The sequence below is a fragment of the Caballeronia sp. LZ035 genome (genome assembly GCF_031451175.1).
In the GTDB taxonomy this organism is placed as follows: Bacteria; Pseudomonadota; Gammaproteobacteria; order Burkholderiales; family Burkholderiaceae; genus Caballeronia.
Genome location: NZ_JARUXS010000001.1, coordinates 3212101 through 3225858, shown reverse-complemented (window position 1 = coordinate 3225858; position 13758 = coordinate 3212101). Strand labels below are relative to the sequence as shown.

19 protein-coding genes and 1 tRNA gene are annotated in these 13758 nt (G+C 61.8%); 19 read left to right on the top strand and 1 reads right to left on the bottom strand.

What is annotated here, in order from left to right:
* The first annotated feature begins 20 nt into the window (after positions 1-20).
* The 12 genes from hisB to tatC all read left to right on the top strand — a co-directional run bounded on the left by hisB (position 21) and on the right by tatC (position 7051).
* Positions 21-608 carry an imidazoleglycerol-phosphate dehydratase HisB gene (gene hisB / locus QCE88_RS15095; RefSeq protein ID WP_309810210.1) on the top strand — a complete coding sequence of 196 codons (588 nt, stop codon included), beginning with the start codon at positions 21-23 and terminating at the stop codon, positions 606-608.
* Between the two features lie 39 nt (positions 609-647).
* A complete protein-coding gene (locus QCE88_RS15090; protein ID WP_309903156.1) occupies positions 648-1268 on the top strand; it encodes an NAAT family transporter in 621 nt (206 codons plus the stop codon).
* On the top strand, positions 1265-1906 hold the full coding sequence (gene hisH, locus QCE88_RS15085) for an imidazole glycerol phosphate synthase subunit HisH (RefSeq protein WP_309833528.1): 642 nt from the start codon (positions 1265-1267) through the stop codon (positions 1904-1906). The genes QCE88_RS15090 and hisH overlap by 4 nt, the downstream gene beginning before the upstream one ends.
* 156 nt (positions 1907-2062) lie before the next feature.
* On the top strand, positions 2063-2815 hold the full coding sequence (gene hisA, locus QCE88_RS15080) for a 1-(5-phosphoribosyl)-5-[(5-phosphoribosylamino)methylideneamino]imidazole-4-carboxamide isomerase (protein WP_309833527.1): 753 nt from the start codon (positions 2063-2065) through the stop codon (positions 2813-2815).
* 84 nt (positions 2816-2899) lie between these two features.
* The gene (hisF, locus tag QCE88_RS15075; protein ID WP_309810200.1) at positions 2900-3673 is read left to right on the top strand and encodes an imidazole glycerol phosphate synthase subunit HisF; all 774 of its coding nucleotides are present in this window, start codon (positions 2900-2902) and stop codon (positions 3671-3673) included.
* A gap of 3 nt (positions 3674-3676) precedes the next feature.
* Positions 3677-4081 carry a phosphoribosyl-AMP cyclohydrolase gene (hisI, locus tag QCE88_RS15070; protein ID WP_309903154.1) on the top strand — a complete coding sequence of 135 codons (405 nt, stop codon included), beginning with the start codon at positions 3677-3679 and terminating at the stop codon, positions 4079-4081.
* Complete coding sequence (locus QCE88_RS15065; protein ID WP_309903152.1) at positions 4078-4446, top strand: phosphoribosyl-ATP diphosphatase; 369 nt, start codon at positions 4078-4080, stop codon at positions 4444-4446. Before hisI ends, QCE88_RS15065 begins: the two co-directional genes overlap by 4 nt.
* Before the next feature lie 34 nt (positions 4447-4480).
* Positions 4481-4864, top strand: coding sequence for a hypothetical protein (locus QCE88_RS15060; protein ID WP_309903150.1), 384 nt, complete (start codon positions 4481-4483; stop codon positions 4862-4864).
* 14 nt (positions 4865-4878) lie between these two features.
* A complete protein-coding gene (locus QCE88_RS15055; RefSeq protein WP_309903148.1) occupies positions 4879-5241 on the top strand; it encodes a histidine triad nucleotide-binding protein in 363 nt (120 codons plus the stop codon).
* A 179-nt stretch (positions 5242-5420) separates the two neighbouring features.
* Positions 5421-5657 (top strand): Sec-independent protein translocase subunit TatA, encoded by a 237-nt coding sequence (gene tatA, locus QCE88_RS15050; protein WP_309903146.1) that lies wholly within the window; start codon positions 5421-5423, stop codon positions 5655-5657.
* Positions 5658-5693: 36 nt separating this feature from the next.
* Positions 5694-6233 carry a Sec-independent protein translocase protein TatB gene (tatB, locus tag QCE88_RS15045; RefSeq protein ID WP_309903144.1) on the top strand — a complete coding sequence of 180 codons (540 nt, stop codon included), beginning with the start codon at positions 5694-5696 and terminating at the stop codon, positions 6231-6233.
* A gap of 41 nt (positions 6234-6274) precedes the next feature.
* Entirely contained in the window at positions 6275-7051 is a 777-nt protein-coding gene (tatC, locus tag QCE88_RS15040) for a twin-arginine translocase subunit TatC (RefSeq protein ID WP_309810181.1), read from the top strand.
* Positions 7052-7172: 121 nt separating this feature from the next.
* Here the strand turns inward: tatC and QCE88_RS15035 are convergent, their stop codons facing one another.
* Positions 7173-8399 carry a Do family serine endopeptidase gene (locus QCE88_RS15035; protein WP_309903142.1) on the bottom strand — a complete coding sequence of 409 codons (1227 nt, stop codon included), beginning with the start codon at positions 8397-8399 and terminating at the stop codon, positions 7173-7175.
* A 20-nt stretch (positions 8400-8419) separates the two neighbouring features.
* Between QCE88_RS15035 and QCE88_RS15030 the strand changes: the two genes are divergently transcribed.
* The 7 genes from QCE88_RS15030 (at position 8420) to QCE88_RS15000 (ending at position 13557) form a co-directional block, all read left to right on the top strand.
* On the top strand, positions 8420-9166 hold the full coding sequence (locus QCE88_RS15030; RefSeq protein WP_309903140.1) for a Nif3-like dinuclear metal center hexameric protein: 747 nt from the start codon (positions 8420-8422) through the stop codon (positions 9164-9166).
* Between the two features lie 226 nt (positions 9167-9392).
* Positions 9393-10013 carry a ubiquinol-cytochrome c reductase iron-sulfur subunit gene (petA, locus tag QCE88_RS15025; protein WP_309903138.1) on the top strand — a complete coding sequence of 207 codons (621 nt, stop codon included), beginning with the start codon at positions 9393-9395 and terminating at the stop codon, positions 10011-10013.
* Positions 10014-11396 carry a cytochrome bc complex cytochrome b subunit gene (locus tag QCE88_RS15020; protein WP_309903136.1) on the top strand — a complete coding sequence of 461 codons (1383 nt, stop codon included), beginning with the start codon at positions 10014-10016 and terminating at the stop codon, positions 11394-11396.
* Between the two features lie 23 nt (positions 11397-11419).
* Positions 11420-12178 carry a cytochrome c1 gene (locus tag QCE88_RS15015; RefSeq protein ID WP_309903134.1) on the top strand — a complete coding sequence of 253 codons (759 nt, stop codon included), beginning with the start codon at positions 11420-11422 and terminating at the stop codon, positions 12176-12178.
* 92 nt (positions 12179-12270) lie between these two features.
* The gene (locus QCE88_RS15010; protein ID WP_008344155.1) at positions 12271-12882 is read left to right on the top strand and encodes a glutathione S-transferase N-terminal domain-containing protein; all 612 of its coding nucleotides are present in this window, start codon (positions 12271-12273) and stop codon (positions 12880-12882) included.
* A 65-nt stretch (positions 12883-12947) separates the two neighbouring features.
* On the top strand, positions 12948-13463 hold the full coding sequence (locus QCE88_RS15005) for a ClpXP protease specificity-enhancing factor (RefSeq protein ID WP_309903132.1): 516 nt from the start codon (positions 12948-12950) through the stop codon (positions 13461-13463).
* Between the two features lie 18 nt (positions 13464-13481).
* A tRNA-Thr gene (locus QCE88_RS15000) sits at positions 13482-13557 on the top strand.
* Positions 13558-13758 lie beyond the last annotated feature (201 nt).

Genomic DNA, 13758 nt, shown 5'->3' with positions numbered 1-13758 from the left:
ATCAGTCTCAAGGAATCACCATGCGCATTGCGGAAGTCGTTCGCAACACCAGCGAAACGCAGATCCGTGTGAAGCTCGATCTGGACGGCACCGGCAAGCAGAAGCTCGCCACCGGCGTCCCGTTTCTCGATCACATGCTCGACCAGATTGCCCGTCACGGGCTCATCGATCTCGACATCGAAGCGCATGGCGACCTCCATATCGACGACCATCACACGGTGGAAGACACCGGCATCACGCTCGGGCAGGCGGTGGCGAAGGCCATCGGCGACCGCAAGGGCATTCGCCGCTACGGCCATTCGTACGTGCCGCTGGACGAGGCGCTGTCGCGCGTCGTCATCGACTTCTCCGGCCGGCCGGGTCTCGAATTCCACGTGCCGTTCACGCGCGCGCGCATCGGCACCTTCGACGTCGATCTCACCATCGAATTCTTCCGCGGCTTCGTGAATCATGCGGGCGTGACGCTGCATATCGACAACCTGCGCGGCCTCAACACGCACCATCAGGTCGAGACCGTCTTCAAGGCCTTCGGCCGCGCGCTGCGCATGGCCGTGGAACTGGACGAACGCGCGGCGGGGCAGATTCCGTCGACCAAGGGCAGTCTCTAGGCAATCACGCTGTCCCGGAGCGCGCGCGTTGCGATCACGATGGATCTGTTCAAGTCGTTCATCTCGTTGCTCGCGCTGATCAATCCGATCGGCGCGATACCGTTTTTTCTCAGCCTGACCGCGCAGCAATCCGATATCGAGCGACGCAACACGATCCGCGTCGCGTCCATTTCGGTGTTCTGCGTGATCGCGGTGACGGCGCTGCTCGGCCAGCAGATCATCGCGTTCTTCGGTATCTCGGTCGGTTCGTTCGAAGTGGGCGGCGGCATCATCATGCTGCTCATGGCGATCAGCATGTTGAACGCGCAGGTGGGCAACGCGCGCTCCACGCCGGAAGAACGCATGGAAGCCGAGGAGCGCAACAGCATCGCGGTCGTGCCGCTCGCGATTCCGCTGCTCACCGGCCCGGGCTCGATCAGCACGGTGATCGTCTATGCTGCCAATGCGCAGCACTGGTACGACCGCTTCGGGCTGGTCCTGCTGGGCGCGATCATCGCGGGGCTGTGCTTCGGCGCGCTGAACCTCGCGGAGCCCATCGCGCGCTGGGTCGGACGCACCGGAATCAATATCGGGACGCGTCTCATGGGTTTGATGTTGTCCGCGCTGGCGGTGGAGTTCATCGTCAACGGTCTGAAGGCTCTGATGCCATCTTTGAAATGAAAACTTCGATTGCGATTGTTGATTACGGAATGGGCAACCTGCGCTCGGTCTATCAGGCGCTGAAGAAGGCGGCTCCCGAAGCGGAGGTGGCGATCGTCGCCCAGCCGGAAGGCATTCGCACGGCGGATCGCGTGGTGCTGCCGGGGCAGGGCGCGATGCGCGACTGCATGGCGCATCTGGGCGAATCCGGTTTGCAGGAAGCCGTGCTGCAGGCGGCGCGCGAGAAGCCGATGCTCGGCGTGTGCGTCGGCGAGCAGATGCTGTTCGACTGGAGCGAGGAAGGCGATACGAAGGGTCTCGGCCTGCTGCCGGGCAAGGTCGTGCGCTTCCAGCTGGAAGGCCAGTTGCAGGACGACGGCTCGCGCTTCAAGGTGCCGCAGATGGGCTGGAACCGCGTGCGCCAGACGCAGCGGCATCCGCTGTGGGACGGCGTCGCGGACGGCGCGTTCTTCTATTTCGTGCACAGCTACCACGTGGTGCCGGCGAATCCGGCGCATACGTCGGGCGAAACGGTCTACGGCGCCGCGTTCACGTCGGCGGTGGCGCGCGACAATCTGTTCGCCACCCAGTTTCACCCCGAGAAGAGCGCGGAGGCGGGCTTGCGCGTGTATCGGAACTTCGTCCACTGGAACCCGTAAAACCGTGCATACGCTTGCGTTTTCGCGTATTGCTACGGGCGCATGACCGCTGCAAGACTTGTACTACACTAGCGAGACGGCGCGCGGGGCAGGCCTCCGAGAGGAAACCGCCCGGCGCCGTTTTGATCAACTCCACCCAGAAGATACGCGATACCTATGCTGCTCATTCCGGCCATCGATCTCAAGGACGGTCAGTGCGTGCGCCTCAAGCAGGGCGATATGGACCAGGCGACCATTTTTTCAGAAGATCCAGCGGCCATGGCCCGACATTGGGTCGATCGCGGCGCACGGCGGCTTCATCTCGTCGATCTGAACGGCGCATTCGCAGGCAAGCCGCGCAACGGCGACGCCATTCGCGCCATCGTCGATGAAGTCGGCGGCCAGATCCCCGTGCAACTGGGCGGCGGCATCCGCGATCTCGAGACCATCGAGCGCTATCTGGACGACGGCCTGGCCTACGTGATCATCGGCACGGCGGCGGTGAAGAACCCCGGTTTCCTGCGCGATGCCTGCAGCGCGTTCGGCGGGCACATCATCGTCGGGCTCGACGCCAAGGACGGCAAGGTTGCCACCGACGGCTGGAGCAAGCTCACCGGTCACGAAGTCGTCGATCTCGCGCGCAAGTTCGAGGACTACGGCTGCGAGTCGATCATCTACACCGACATCGGCCGCGACGGCATGCTTCAGGGCATCAACATCGACGCCACCGTGCGGCTCGCGCAGTCCGTCAAGATTCCGGTGATTGCGAGCGGCGGGCTGTCGAACCTCGCGGACATCGAATCGCTTTGCGGCGTCGAGTCGGAGGGCATCGAAGGCGTGATCTGCGGCCGCGCGATCTACTCCGGCGACCTCGACTTCCAGTCGGCCCAGACGCGCGCCGACGCGCTGCGCGAGGCGGACGGCGTCTGAAGCCGTTGCAGCGCGGACATGTTGAGAAGCGCATCGGGCGGCGCGAGCCGCCCTCACTTCGTACCGAACCAGTAGTGGCAGAACATGGCTCTCGCTAAACGCATCATTCCCTGTCTCGACGTGACCGCGGGCCGCGTCGTGAAGGGCGTCAACTTCGTCGAGCTGCGCGACGCCGGCGACCCCGTCGAAATCGCGCGCCGTTATGACGACCAGGGCGCCGACGAACTCACCTTCCTCGACATCACCGCCACCTCGGACCAGCGCGACCTGATCCTGCCGATCATCGAGGCCGTCGCGTCCCAGGTGTTCATTCCGCTGACCGTCGGCGGCGGCGTGCGCGCCGTGGAAGACGTGCGGCGCCTGCTCAATGCCGGCGCGGACAAGATCAGCATGAATTCGTCGGCGGTCGCGAACCCGCAGCTCGTGCGCGACGCATCGGACAAGCACGGCTCGCAGTGCATCGTGGTTGCCATCGACGCCAAGCGCGTGTCGGCGGACGGCGAGCCGTCGCGCTGGGAAGTCTTCACGCACGGCGGCCGCAAGGCGACCGGCATCGACGCGATCGAATGGGCGCGCAAGATGGCCGAGTTCGGCGCGGGTGAAATTCTCCTGACCAGCATGGACCGCGACGGCACCAAGTCGGGCTTCGATCTCGCGCTGACGCGCGCCGTCTCGGACGCGGTGCCGGTGCCGGTGATCGCGTCGGGGGGCGTGGGCTCGCTCCAGCATCTCGCGGACGGCGTCGTTCAAGGTCACGCGGATGCCGTGCTGGCCGCCAGCATCTTCCACTATGGCGAGCACACGGTCGGCGAAGCGAAGCGCTTCATGGCCGGGCAGGGCATCGCGGTGAGGACCTGAAGCATGACCGAACAAGCCAGCTGGCTCGACCACGTCAAGTGGGACGCGAACGGCCTCGTGCCGGTGATCGCGCAGGAAGCCTCGACCAACGACGTGCTGATGTTCGCGTGGATGAACCGCGAGGCGCTCGCGAAGACCATCGAACTCAAGCGCGCGGTGTATTTCTCGCGCTCGCGCCAGCGCCTGTGGTTCAAGGGCGAGGAATCCGGACACGTGCAGCACGTCCACGACGTGCGGCTCGATTGCGACGAAGACGTCGTGCTGCTCAAGGTCGAGCAGGTGTCGGGCATTGCGTGCCACACCGGCCGTCATTCCTGTTTTTTCCAGAAATTCGAAGGCACGGCGGACAGCGGTGAGTGGGTTGCCGTCGAGCCCGTGCTGAAAGACCCCGAAAGCATCTACAAATGACGCAAGCCACCACGCTGGACACTTTGTTGCGCCTTGCCGCCATCATCGACGGCCGCAAGGGCGGCGATCCGGAACAATCCTACGTTTCTCGACTCTTTCACAAAGGTGACGACGCAATCCTGAAGAAGATCGGCGAGGAAGCGACGGAAGTCGTGCTCGCCGCGAAGGACGCGCGTCATGGCGGCGCACCGAAGGCGCTCGTCAGCGAAGTCGCCGATTTGTGGTTTCATTGTCTCGTCATGCTGTCGCATTTCGATCTGAGCCCCGCCGACGTGATCGCGGAACTGGAGCGGCGCGAAGGTTTGTCGGGGATCGAGGAGAAGGCGCTGCGCAAGTCGCGCGAGCGCGAGCAGAACGGCGGCTGACGAGCTTTTCGCCTTGATGCGAAGGAGGGCAAGCATGAACCAGCCTTACGAACCGTATCCGCCGCCTGTCGTGCAGGATTCGAGCGACCCGCGCAACATGCGCACCTTCACCCATGTGCTGTATGCGCTGTACGCCGTCTACTGGCTGACAGGCGGGCTGACCGGCCTGATCGCCATCATTCTCAATTACATCAAGCGCGGCGACGCCGCCGGCACGCCGTACGAAGATCACTTCACCTGGCAGATCCGCACGTTCTGGTGGGCGGTGCTCGGCCATGTGATCGGACTCGTGACGATCTGGATTGGCGTCGGCTTCCTGATTCTTGCCGCGGTCAGCATCTGGACGCTTTACCGCGTCGTCAAGGGCTGGCTGTTTCTCTACGAAAACAAGACGATCGAACCGCGTGCGTGGTTCTGATCCACGGGACATTCATGAGCCAAGATAGCTGTATCTTCTGCAAGATTGCCTCGGGCCAGTTGCCGAGCACGAAAGTCTACGAAGACGATGAGTTCGTCGCCTTCAACGACATCAATCCGGCGGCGCCGGTGCATGTGCTGGTGATTCCGCGGAAACACATCGAGACACTTTCGCACTGCACGGAAAGCGATAGTCCGCTGCTTGGTAGAATGGTGAGTCTCGTCGGACGGCTGGCGAAAGACCTGGGCGTCGCCTATACGGGCGGCGAAACCGGCTTTCGCACGGTCATTAATACCGGGCCTGGCGGTGGCCAGGAGGTGTATCACATTCATGCGCATCTGCTGGCGGGCGACCGTCCGTGGCGTCGCATGGGCTGAACCGAGTTGAACTGAAGGGGATAAAACTGAAAGGTTTGTTGGCAATCTCCTTTCCAATGAAATATTGGGCGAGCAAAATCGATAAATGATGCAGAGGCGATTTGCCCCGGCACAGGCTGAAAGGCCGATCTTCCGTCCCCGAATCCCAATCGGGGCGGAATCACGGAGAGTTTTCATTCATGGGTTCGTTGAGCATTTGGCATTGGTTGATCGTCTTGTTGATTGTGGCGCTGGTCTTCGGCACGAAGAAGCTGCGCAATATGGGCGGCGATCTGGGCGGCGCGGTGAAGGGTTTCAAGGAAGGCATGCGTGAGAGCGAGACGACTGCCACTCCGGCTGATCAGCGCGAACTGCCGCGTAACGGCGCGGTGGACGTCGAAGCGAAGGACAAGTCGCGTTCGGGCGACTACCGTTAATCCGTCCGCCGACCGCAACTTCTCACAGCTCGTTCAATGCTCGATCTCGGTCTGACAAAAATGGCGGTCATCGGCGTCGTGGCGCTGGTGGTCCTCGGGCCGGAGCGCCTGCCCGGCGTGGCTCGCACCGCGGGCGCGCTGTTCGGGCGCGCGCAACGCTACATCAACGACGTCAAGTCGGAAGTCGTGCGCGAGATGGAGCTCGACGAACTCAAGAAGATGCGCACCGAGTTCGAGACGGCGGCGTCCAACGTCGAAACGTCGATCCACGAGAATCTGAAGCGCCACGAAACCGAACTCAACGACGCGTGGAATCAGGGCACGTCGGTCGCGCCGAGCATCGCGGGCGGCACGGATGAAGCGATGGACGTGGCGTCGGCAGCATCGGACAAGCCCTGGGCCCGTTCGTCGTCCACGTCCGGCACGGCGAAGCGCAAGAACTGGCGCGTCAAGCAGGGCGCGATCCCCAACTGGTACAAACGCACCACCGTGCATCGCACGCGCGTGCAATCGGGCGCGGCGCGCGTTGCCCGCCATACGCCGGCCACCCTGCGCCGGCCGACGAAGTTCTTCTGAGAGCCGCACTTCCTTCACCGATGACTCCAACCGAGGGCGGCGTGAGCGACCCGCAAGAAACAAAGCAAGAGCCCGTCGAAGAGACGTTCATTTCCCATCTGGTCGAACTGCGTGACCGCATCATTCGTGCGGGCGCGTCGGTCATTGTCGTGTTCATCGGGCTGGTGTACTGGGCGCCGGACATCTTCCGGCTGCTGGCGCGCCCGCTGATGCAGAACCTGCCGCGCGACGGCAAGATGATCGTCACCGACGTCACCGGTTCGTTCTTCGTGCCGATGAAGGTGACCATGCTCGTCGCCTTCGTCATTGCACTGCCGTTCGTGCTGTACCAGATCTGGGCGTTCGTCGCGCCGGGCCTTTACCAGCACGAGAAGAAGCTGGTCGCGCCGCTCGTGTTCAGCAGCTATTCGCTGTTCCTGTGCGGCATGGCGTTCGCCTACTTCGTCGTGTTCCCGACCATCTTCCGCGTGATGGCGCACTACAACGCGCCGCTCGGCGCGGAAATGACGACGGATATCGACAACTATCTGAGCTTCGTGCTGACCATGTTCCTTGCGTTCGGCGTCACCTTCGAGGTGCCGATCGTCGTGGTGCTGCTCGCGCGCATGGGCGTCGTGTCGATTCAGAAGTTGAAGCAGATTCGCCCTTACGTGATCGTCGCTGCGTTCGTCATTTCGGCGGTGGTTACGCCGCCCGACGTGTTCTCGCAGCTGATCCTCGCCATTCCGCTCGTGATTCTTTATGAGGCCGGCATCATTGCGGCGCGGATCGTGATTGGCAAGGATGGCGTCAAGAAGGACGAAGCGGCAACGGAATAGCTCAATGAAGTGCGGCTGATTGTCGCGTCCCGCGCGCCCAGGTGAATAAAAAAGGCAGCTTCGAGTCATCGAAGCTGCCTTTTTGCTTTCTTGCTTTTCTGCGATTCAGACGCGACGCCGCTTACTCGTCGTTCTGATCGCCCTGGTCACCCTGATCGTCTTCCGGCATCTGCGGCGCGCGCGGCGGCGCGGGGCGCTTGCCGATCATCACGTTGAGGTCCAGCTCCTTGTTCTTGCGCATCAGGTGAACCTTCACCGAGGTGCCCGGCTTGATCTGCGCGACGACATTGAGCAGGCGCGTGGTGTCGGTGATCGTGTCGTCGTTGATGGATACGAGGATGTCGCCCGGCTTGATGCCCGCCTTGTCGGCCGGGCCGCCTTGCAGCACGCCCGCGACGATCGCGCCGGCCTTCTGGTCCAGTCCGAACGATTCGGCGATTTCCGGCGTCACGTCCTGCGGCTCCACGCCGATCCAGCCGCGCGTCACGCTGCCCGTCGTGATGATGCTTTCGAGCACGCTGCGCGCCGTGGACACCGGAATGGCGAAGCCGATGCCGAGCGAGCCGCCGCTGCGCGAATAGATGGCGGTGTTGATGCCGAGCAGGTTGCCGTTGACGTCGACGAGCGCGCCACCGGAATTGCCCGGGTTGATGGCGGCGTCGGTCTGGATGAAATTCTCGAACGTGTTGATGCCGAGGTGATTGCGGCCGAGCGCGCTGACGATGCCCATGGTCACCGTCTGCCCGACGCCGAACGGATTGCCGATCGCCAGCACGACGTCGCCGACGCGCGTCTGGTCCATGCGGCCGAGCGTGATGGACGGCAGGTTGGTCATGTTGATCTTCAGCACCGCGAGATCGGTCTCCGGATCGACGCCGATCACCTTCGCGCTGGACGTGCGGCCATCGGCCAGCGCGACCTCGATTTGATCCGCGCCGTCGACGACATGCTGGTTCGTTAGAATGTAACCTTCCGAGCTGACGATGACACCTGAGCCGAGATTCGACGCCGGCGGCTCGTCGCTCTTGCGCTTGTTCTTGTCACCGAAGAAATAGCGGAACAGCGGGTCTTTCGCGCGCGGGTCGGGCGGCAGGTTGCCGTCCTTGCTGGAGAACACGTTCACCACGGCCGGCATCGCCTTCTGCGCGCCTTCCGAATAGGACGATTGAACGGGGCGTGAGCCGATGCTCGGCGCCACTTCCTGCAACGCGACGATCGGCTCGGCAAGCTGCTTGCCGAACTGGCCCTGGCGCTGAAGCCACTGCGGTTTCAAGGTCGCAATGATGAACATCAGGGCCAAAAGCACGGTGACCGCTTGGGCAAAAAATAGCCAGAAGCGTCTAAGCATTTGAAGGGATAGAGGATTTCATGGATCGGATCGAACTCGAATTGTATCTGAACAATCTGCTGGAAATCGGCCGCTTCAAGGACTATTGCCCGAACGGTCTGCAGGTTGAAGGCACGCGCCGCGTGCAGAAGATCGCGACCGGCGTGACGGCCTCGCTGGCGTTCCTCGAAGCCGCGCTGGAATGGGGCGCCGACGCCGTGCTCGTGCATCACGGCTATTTCTGGCGCAACGAGGCGCCGCAGATCACGGGACGCAAGCATCGACGGCTGCGCACGCTGATCGCCAACGACCTCAATCTGTTTGCCTATCACCTGCCGCTCGATTCGCATCCGGAGTTTGGCAACAATGCGCAGATCGGCGCGCGGCTCGGGTTGATCGCGGACAACCGTTTCGCCGATCAGGACCTGGGCTGGATCGCGACGCTTCCGATGCCGCTCTCGCTCGAGCACTTCAGCGCGATGGTCGAGAATGCGCTCGGCCGCAAGCCGCTCGTATTCGGCGACACGGACCGCGAACTGCGCCGCGTGGCATGGTGCACGGGCGGCGCGCAAGGGTATTTCGACGAAGCCATCGCGGCCGGCGCCGACGTGTATCTGAGCGGCGAGGTCTCCGAGCAGACCCTGCACACGGCAATGGAATCGGGCGTCGCGTATGTCGGCGCGGGCCATCACGCCACCGAGCGTTACGGCGTCCAGGCGCTGGGCGCGCATCTCTCCGAGCACTTCGATATCGAGCATCTTTTTATCGACATCGATAACCCGGTTTAATGCGCCATTAAGTCGCAGCGTCGATTATTTCTGCTTGCAACCGCCTTAACAGCCTTAAAAGAATGCTTCACGAGAATGCGCGAAAAACGTGGGGAAAACCCTGAAGCATCAATTACTTCGAGTGATTTTTGCTAGTCAGCCCTTGTAAATGCCAAGTCCATTCGCGCACACTAACGGCGGAACACTGATGTGACGGTATAAATCCAACTCAGAAGTGGGGCGTGTGATGCGAGACAAGGATGAGAAACGCGTCGACGGCGGCCGCCGTACCTGGCTGATTGCGACGACCGTAGCGGGTGGTGTCGGAGGTGTGGCAACGCTCGTGCCTTTCGTGGGTTCGTTTGCACCATCGGAGAAGGCCAAGGCGGCGGGCGCGCCCGTCGAGGTCGATATCAGCGGACTCAAGCCGGGCGAGATGATGACGGTTGCCTGGCGCGGCAAGCCGGTGTGGATCCTCAACCGCACCGACGAGATGCTCTCGGACATCAAGAAGGCCGACAACGAAGTGGCCGACCCGAAGTCCAAGATGGAATTCTCGATGCCGTTGCCGGAGTACTGCAACAACGAGTACCGGTCTCGTGCCGATCGCAAGAACATTCTCGTGGCGGTCGCGGTGTGCACCCATCTGGGCTGCACGCCGACGCCACGCTTCCAGGAAGGTGCCCAACCCAATCTCCCCGATAACTGGCCAGGCGGTTTTCTCTGCCCGTGTCACGGCTCCACGTATGACCTGGCGGGCCGCGTCTTCAAAAACAAGCCTGCGCCGCAGAACCTGGACATTCCCCCGTTCATGTTCACTTCCGCGACGCAACTCGTGATCGGCAAGGACGAAAAGGGAGAGGCGTAAATGGCGACCGCAGACAAGGAAGTGGAGACCACGGGTCTGATCGGCTGGATCGATCGCCGGTTTCCGCTGACCTCAACGTGGAAGAAGCACGTTTCCGAATACTACGCACCGAAGAACTTCAACTTCTGGTACTTCTTCGGCTCGCTTGCCATGCTGGTGCTGGTGAACCAGATCGTCACCGGCATCTTCCTGACGATGAACTACAAGCCCGATGCGACGCTCGCGTTCGCATCGGTCGAGTACATCATGCGCGAGGTGCCATGGGGCTGGTTGATCCGCTACATGCACTCGACGGGCGCCTCGATGTTCTTCGTCGTCGTCTACCTGCACATGTTCCGCGGGCTGATGTACGGCTCGTACCGGAAGCCGCGCGAACTCGTGTGGATCTTCGGCTGCGCCATCTTCCTGTGTCTGATGGCCGAGGCGTTCTTCGGCTACCTGCTGCCGTGGGGGCAGATGTCGTTCTGGGGCGCGCAGGTGATCGTGAACCTGTTCTCGGCGATTCCGTTCATCGGGCCGGACCTGTCGCTGTGGATTCGCGGCGATTACGTCGTCTCCGACGTCACGCTGAACCGCTTTTTCGCGTTCCACGTCATTGCCATTCCGCTGGTGCTGCTCGGGCTGGTGGTCGCGCATCTGGTCGCGCTGCATGAAGTGGGCTCGAACAATCCGGACGGCATCGAGATCAAGGCGAAGAAGGACGCGAACGGCATTCCGCTCGACGGCATTCCGTTTCACCCGTACTACTCCGTGCACGACTTCATGGGCGTGAGCGTGTTCCTGCTGATTTTCGCAGCGATCATTTTCTTCGCGCCGGAAATGGGCGGGTATTTCCTCGAAGCGAACAACTTCGTGCCGGCCAATCCGTTGCAGACGCCGCCGGAAATCGCGCCGGTCTGGTACTTCACGGCGTTCTACGCGATGCTTCGCGCGACGACGGACCCGTTCAAGATCGTGCTGATGATCGTGATCGCGGTGCTCGGCCTGCTCGCGTTGCTGAAGGCGCGCGGCAAGTGGCGTCTCGGCCTGCCGGTGCTGGCGGTCCTCGTGCTGATCTTCATGGCGCTGACGGAATCGAAATTCTGGGGCGTGGTGGTGATGGGCGCCGCGGTGGTGTCGCTGTTCTTCCTGCCGTGGCTGGATCGCAGTCCGGTCAAGTCGATCCGCTATCGTCCGCTGTTCCACAAGGTGTTCTACGGGATCTTCGTGTTCGCCTTCCTGCTGCTGGGCTTTTTGGGTACGCGACCGCCATCGCCCGCCGCCACGCTGATCGCGCAGATCTGCGCGCTGATCTACTTCGCGTTTTTCCTCGGCATGCCGTTCTGGACGCCGCGCGGCAAATTCAAGACGCCGCCGGAGCGAGTGCACTACCACCCTCACTGAGCTCACGTCCGGAGACGAATACGATGAAAAAATGGCTCTCTACACTATCGATGATCGGTGCGGTGCTGTTTGCGTTCGGCACGGTAACGACGGTGCATGCCGAGGAAGGCGTAGCCCTCGATCGCGCGCCGGACAGCTCCGACAATCTTGCGTCCCTGCAGCATGGCGCGCAGATTTTTGTAAACTACTGCCTGAACTGCCATAGCGCGACGCTGATGCGGTACAACCGCCTGACGGACATCGGCCTCAGCCCGAAGCAAATTCAGGAAAATCTGCTCTTCACGACGGACAAGGTCGGCAATACCATGTCCATTGCGATGCGTCCGGATGACGCGAAAGCGTGGCTCGGCGCAGCGCCGCCGGATTTGTCGGTGGAGGCGCGGGCGCGCGGCAAGGACTGGTTGTACACGTATCTGCGGAGCTTCTACCGTGATCCGACCCGGCCCACCGGCTGGAACAATCTCGTGTATGAGAATGTTGGCATGCCCCATGTGTTGTGGACGTTGCAGGGCATCCGGGACGCGAAGTTCGAGACCGACGTGGACGAGCACACCGGCGAAAAGCTAAGAAGATTCGTGGGTTACACTCAGGTTACACCGGGCGCCATGTCGTCCGTGGATTATGATTCTGCTGTAGCCGATCTCGTTTCGTACATGTCGTGGATGTCGGAACCTGCGCAGCAGACGCGCAAGCGGCTCGGCGTCTGGGTTTTGCTGTTCCTGGCGCTCTTGAGTTTCCTCGCGTGGCGCCTGAACGCGGCATACTGGAAAGATATCAAATAGCGCGCCTTCAACGGCGTGGGTCGGCCCGACGGCGTTTTCTCAGGAAAATGCCGCGGCCGGCCCTTCGAGTTTACTGAAGGAACTTTAAAAACATGATGGTTCTGTATTCCGGCACTACTTGCCCGTTCTCCCAGCGCTGCCGGCTGGTGTTGTTCGAAAAGGGCATGGATTTCGAGATTCGCGACGTTGACCTGTTCAACAAGCCGGAAGACATCGCGGTGATGAATCCGTACGGCCAGGTGCCGATTCTCGTCGAGCGGGACCTGATCCTGTACGAGTCGAATATCATCAACGAATATATCGACGAACGCTTTCCGCATCCGCAGCTGATGCCCGCGGATCCCGTGCAGCGGGCCCGTGCGCGGCTGTTCCTGCTCAATTTCGAGAAAGAGCTGTTCGTGCATGTCGGGACGCTCGAGAACGAGAAGGGCAAGGCCGCCGAGAAGAACCACGAGAAGGCGCGCAGCGCCATCCGTGACCGTCTCACGCAACTCGCACCGATCTTCCTGAAGAACAAGTACATGCTGGGCGAAGAATTCTCGATGCTCGACGTCGCGATCGCGCCCTTGTTGTGGCGTCTGGATCACTATGGCATCGAGCTGTCGAAGAATGCGGCGCCGTTGATGAAGTATGCCGAGCGGATCTTCAGCCGACCGGCTTATATTGAAGCGCTGACGCCTTCCGAAAAGGTGATGCGTCGCTAGTCTGAGAGCGTTGGGACGCGGCGGCGCGCACTGTGCGGCGCGGCGCTCCCGGCGGAGGAAAGTTGATGCAAGAGATTTCCACCAAGCCTTATCTGCTGCGCGCGCTGTACGAATGGTGCACGGATAACGGGTTCACGCCGCACATCGCGGTGCGGGTCGACGCGGCCACGCGCGTGCCGCGGCAGTTCGTCCGCAATGACGAGATCGTGTTGAACGTCAGCTTCGAGGCGACGAGCCAGTTGCAGATGGGCAATGAATGGATCGAGTTCAGCGCGCGGTTTTCTGGCAAGTCGCACAAGATCGAAGTGCAGGTGGCGAATGTACTCGCCATCTATGCACGAGAGAATGGACAGGGCATGGCGTTCCCGGTTGAGCCGGCGGCGCATCCTGGCGCGGAACCGGTCGGTGCGCCGCTTGCACCGCTCGCGCCGCCCGCGCCGCGTCCTGCCGAGCGCGCTCCACGCCAGGTCGAGGAATCGCCGGGCGAAGGTGCCGATACCGCGCGTGAAGCGCCGCAGTCCGGGCTCGAAGAAGACGCTTCGAAATCGCCTGTGAGGTCCCACCTCAAAGTCGTCAAATGAAGTAGAATCTCGTCCTTCGCCGGCTTAGCTCATCAGGTAGAGCGCTTGACTTGTAATCATGAGGTGGCGGGTTCGAGTCCTGCAGCCGGCACCAAAGACTGATGTAGACGGGTCGTGTGATGTCCGCACGGCCCGTTTGCTTTAAGTCGCTGGGTAAAAGTCGTTGGTAGTCGTAGAAGTCAGCGGTTTCGCCGATAAGAAAGTTCGAATTTCTTGTTGACAGACTTCAAAACGTTGTTCATAATCTCGTTTCTCTGCTGCTGATGCAGCGACGCAAGACGGAAGTGAAGTGGTT

What these genes read in the sequence shown, in the direction of transcription:
- hisI (WP_309903154.1), top strand. Translation starts at nt 3,677, where the DNA reads ATGACCGAACAAGCCAGCTGGCTCGACCACGTCAAGTGGGACGCGAAC.
- tatB (WP_309903144.1), top strand. Translation starts at nt 5,694, where the DNA reads ATGCTCGATCTCGGTCTGACAAAAATGGCGGTCATCGGCGTCGTGGCG.
- petA (WP_309903138.1), top strand. Translation starts at nt 9,393, where the DNA reads ATGCGAGACAAGGATGAGAAACGCGTCGACGGCGGCCGCCGTACCTGG.
- QCE88_RS15020 (WP_309903136.1), top strand. Translation starts at nt 10,014, where the DNA reads ATGGCGACCGCAGACAAGGAAGTGGAGACCACGGGTCTGATCGGCTGG.
- hisF (WP_309810200.1), top strand. Translation starts at nt 2,900, where the DNA reads ATGGCTCTCGCTAAACGCATCATTCCCTGTCTCGACGTGACCGCGGGC.
- QCE88_RS15010 (WP_008344155.1), top strand. Translation starts at nt 12,271, where the DNA reads ATGATGGTTCTGTATTCCGGCACTACTTGCCCGTTCTCCCAGCGCTGC.
- QCE88_RS15005 (WP_309903132.1), top strand. Translation starts at nt 12,948, where the DNA reads ATGCAAGAGATTTCCACCAAGCCTTATCTGCTGCGCGCGCTGTACGAA.
- QCE88_RS15090 (WP_309903156.1), top strand. Translation starts at nt 648, where the DNA reads ATGGATCTGTTCAAGTCGTTCATCTCGTTGCTCGCGCTGATCAATCCG.
- hisH (WP_309833528.1), top strand. Translation starts at nt 1,265, where the DNA reads ATGAAAACTTCGATTGCGATTGTTGATTACGGAATGGGCAACCTGCGC.
- hisB (WP_309810210.1), top strand. Translation starts at nt 21, where the DNA reads ATGCGCATTGCGGAAGTCGTTCGCAACACCAGCGAAACGCAGATCCGT.
- tatA (WP_309903146.1), top strand. Translation starts at nt 5,421, where the DNA reads ATGGGTTCGTTGAGCATTTGGCATTGGTTGATCGTCTTGTTGATTGTG.
- QCE88_RS15065 (WP_309903152.1), top strand. Translation starts at nt 4,078, where the DNA reads ATGACGCAAGCCACCACGCTGGACACTTTGTTGCGCCTTGCCGCCATC.
- QCE88_RS15055 (WP_309903148.1), top strand. Translation starts at nt 4,879, where the DNA reads ATGAGCCAAGATAGCTGTATCTTCTGCAAGATTGCCTCGGGCCAGTTG.
- hisA (WP_309833527.1), top strand. Translation starts at nt 2,063, where the DNA reads ATGCTGCTCATTCCGGCCATCGATCTCAAGGACGGTCAGTGCGTGCGC.
- QCE88_RS15060 (WP_309903150.1), top strand. Translation starts at nt 4,481, where the DNA reads ATGAACCAGCCTTACGAACCGTATCCGCCGCCTGTCGTGCAGGATTCG.
- QCE88_RS15035 (WP_309903142.1), bottom strand. Translation starts at nt 8,399, where the DNA reads ATGCTTAGACGCTTCTGGCTATTTTTTGCCCAAGCGGTCACCGTGCTT.
- QCE88_RS15015 (WP_309903134.1), top strand. Translation starts at nt 11,420, where the DNA reads ATGAAAAAATGGCTCTCTACACTATCGATGATCGGTGCGGTGCTGTTT.
- QCE88_RS15030 (WP_309903140.1), top strand. Translation starts at nt 8,420, where the DNA reads ATGGATCGGATCGAACTCGAATTGTATCTGAACAATCTGCTGGAAATC.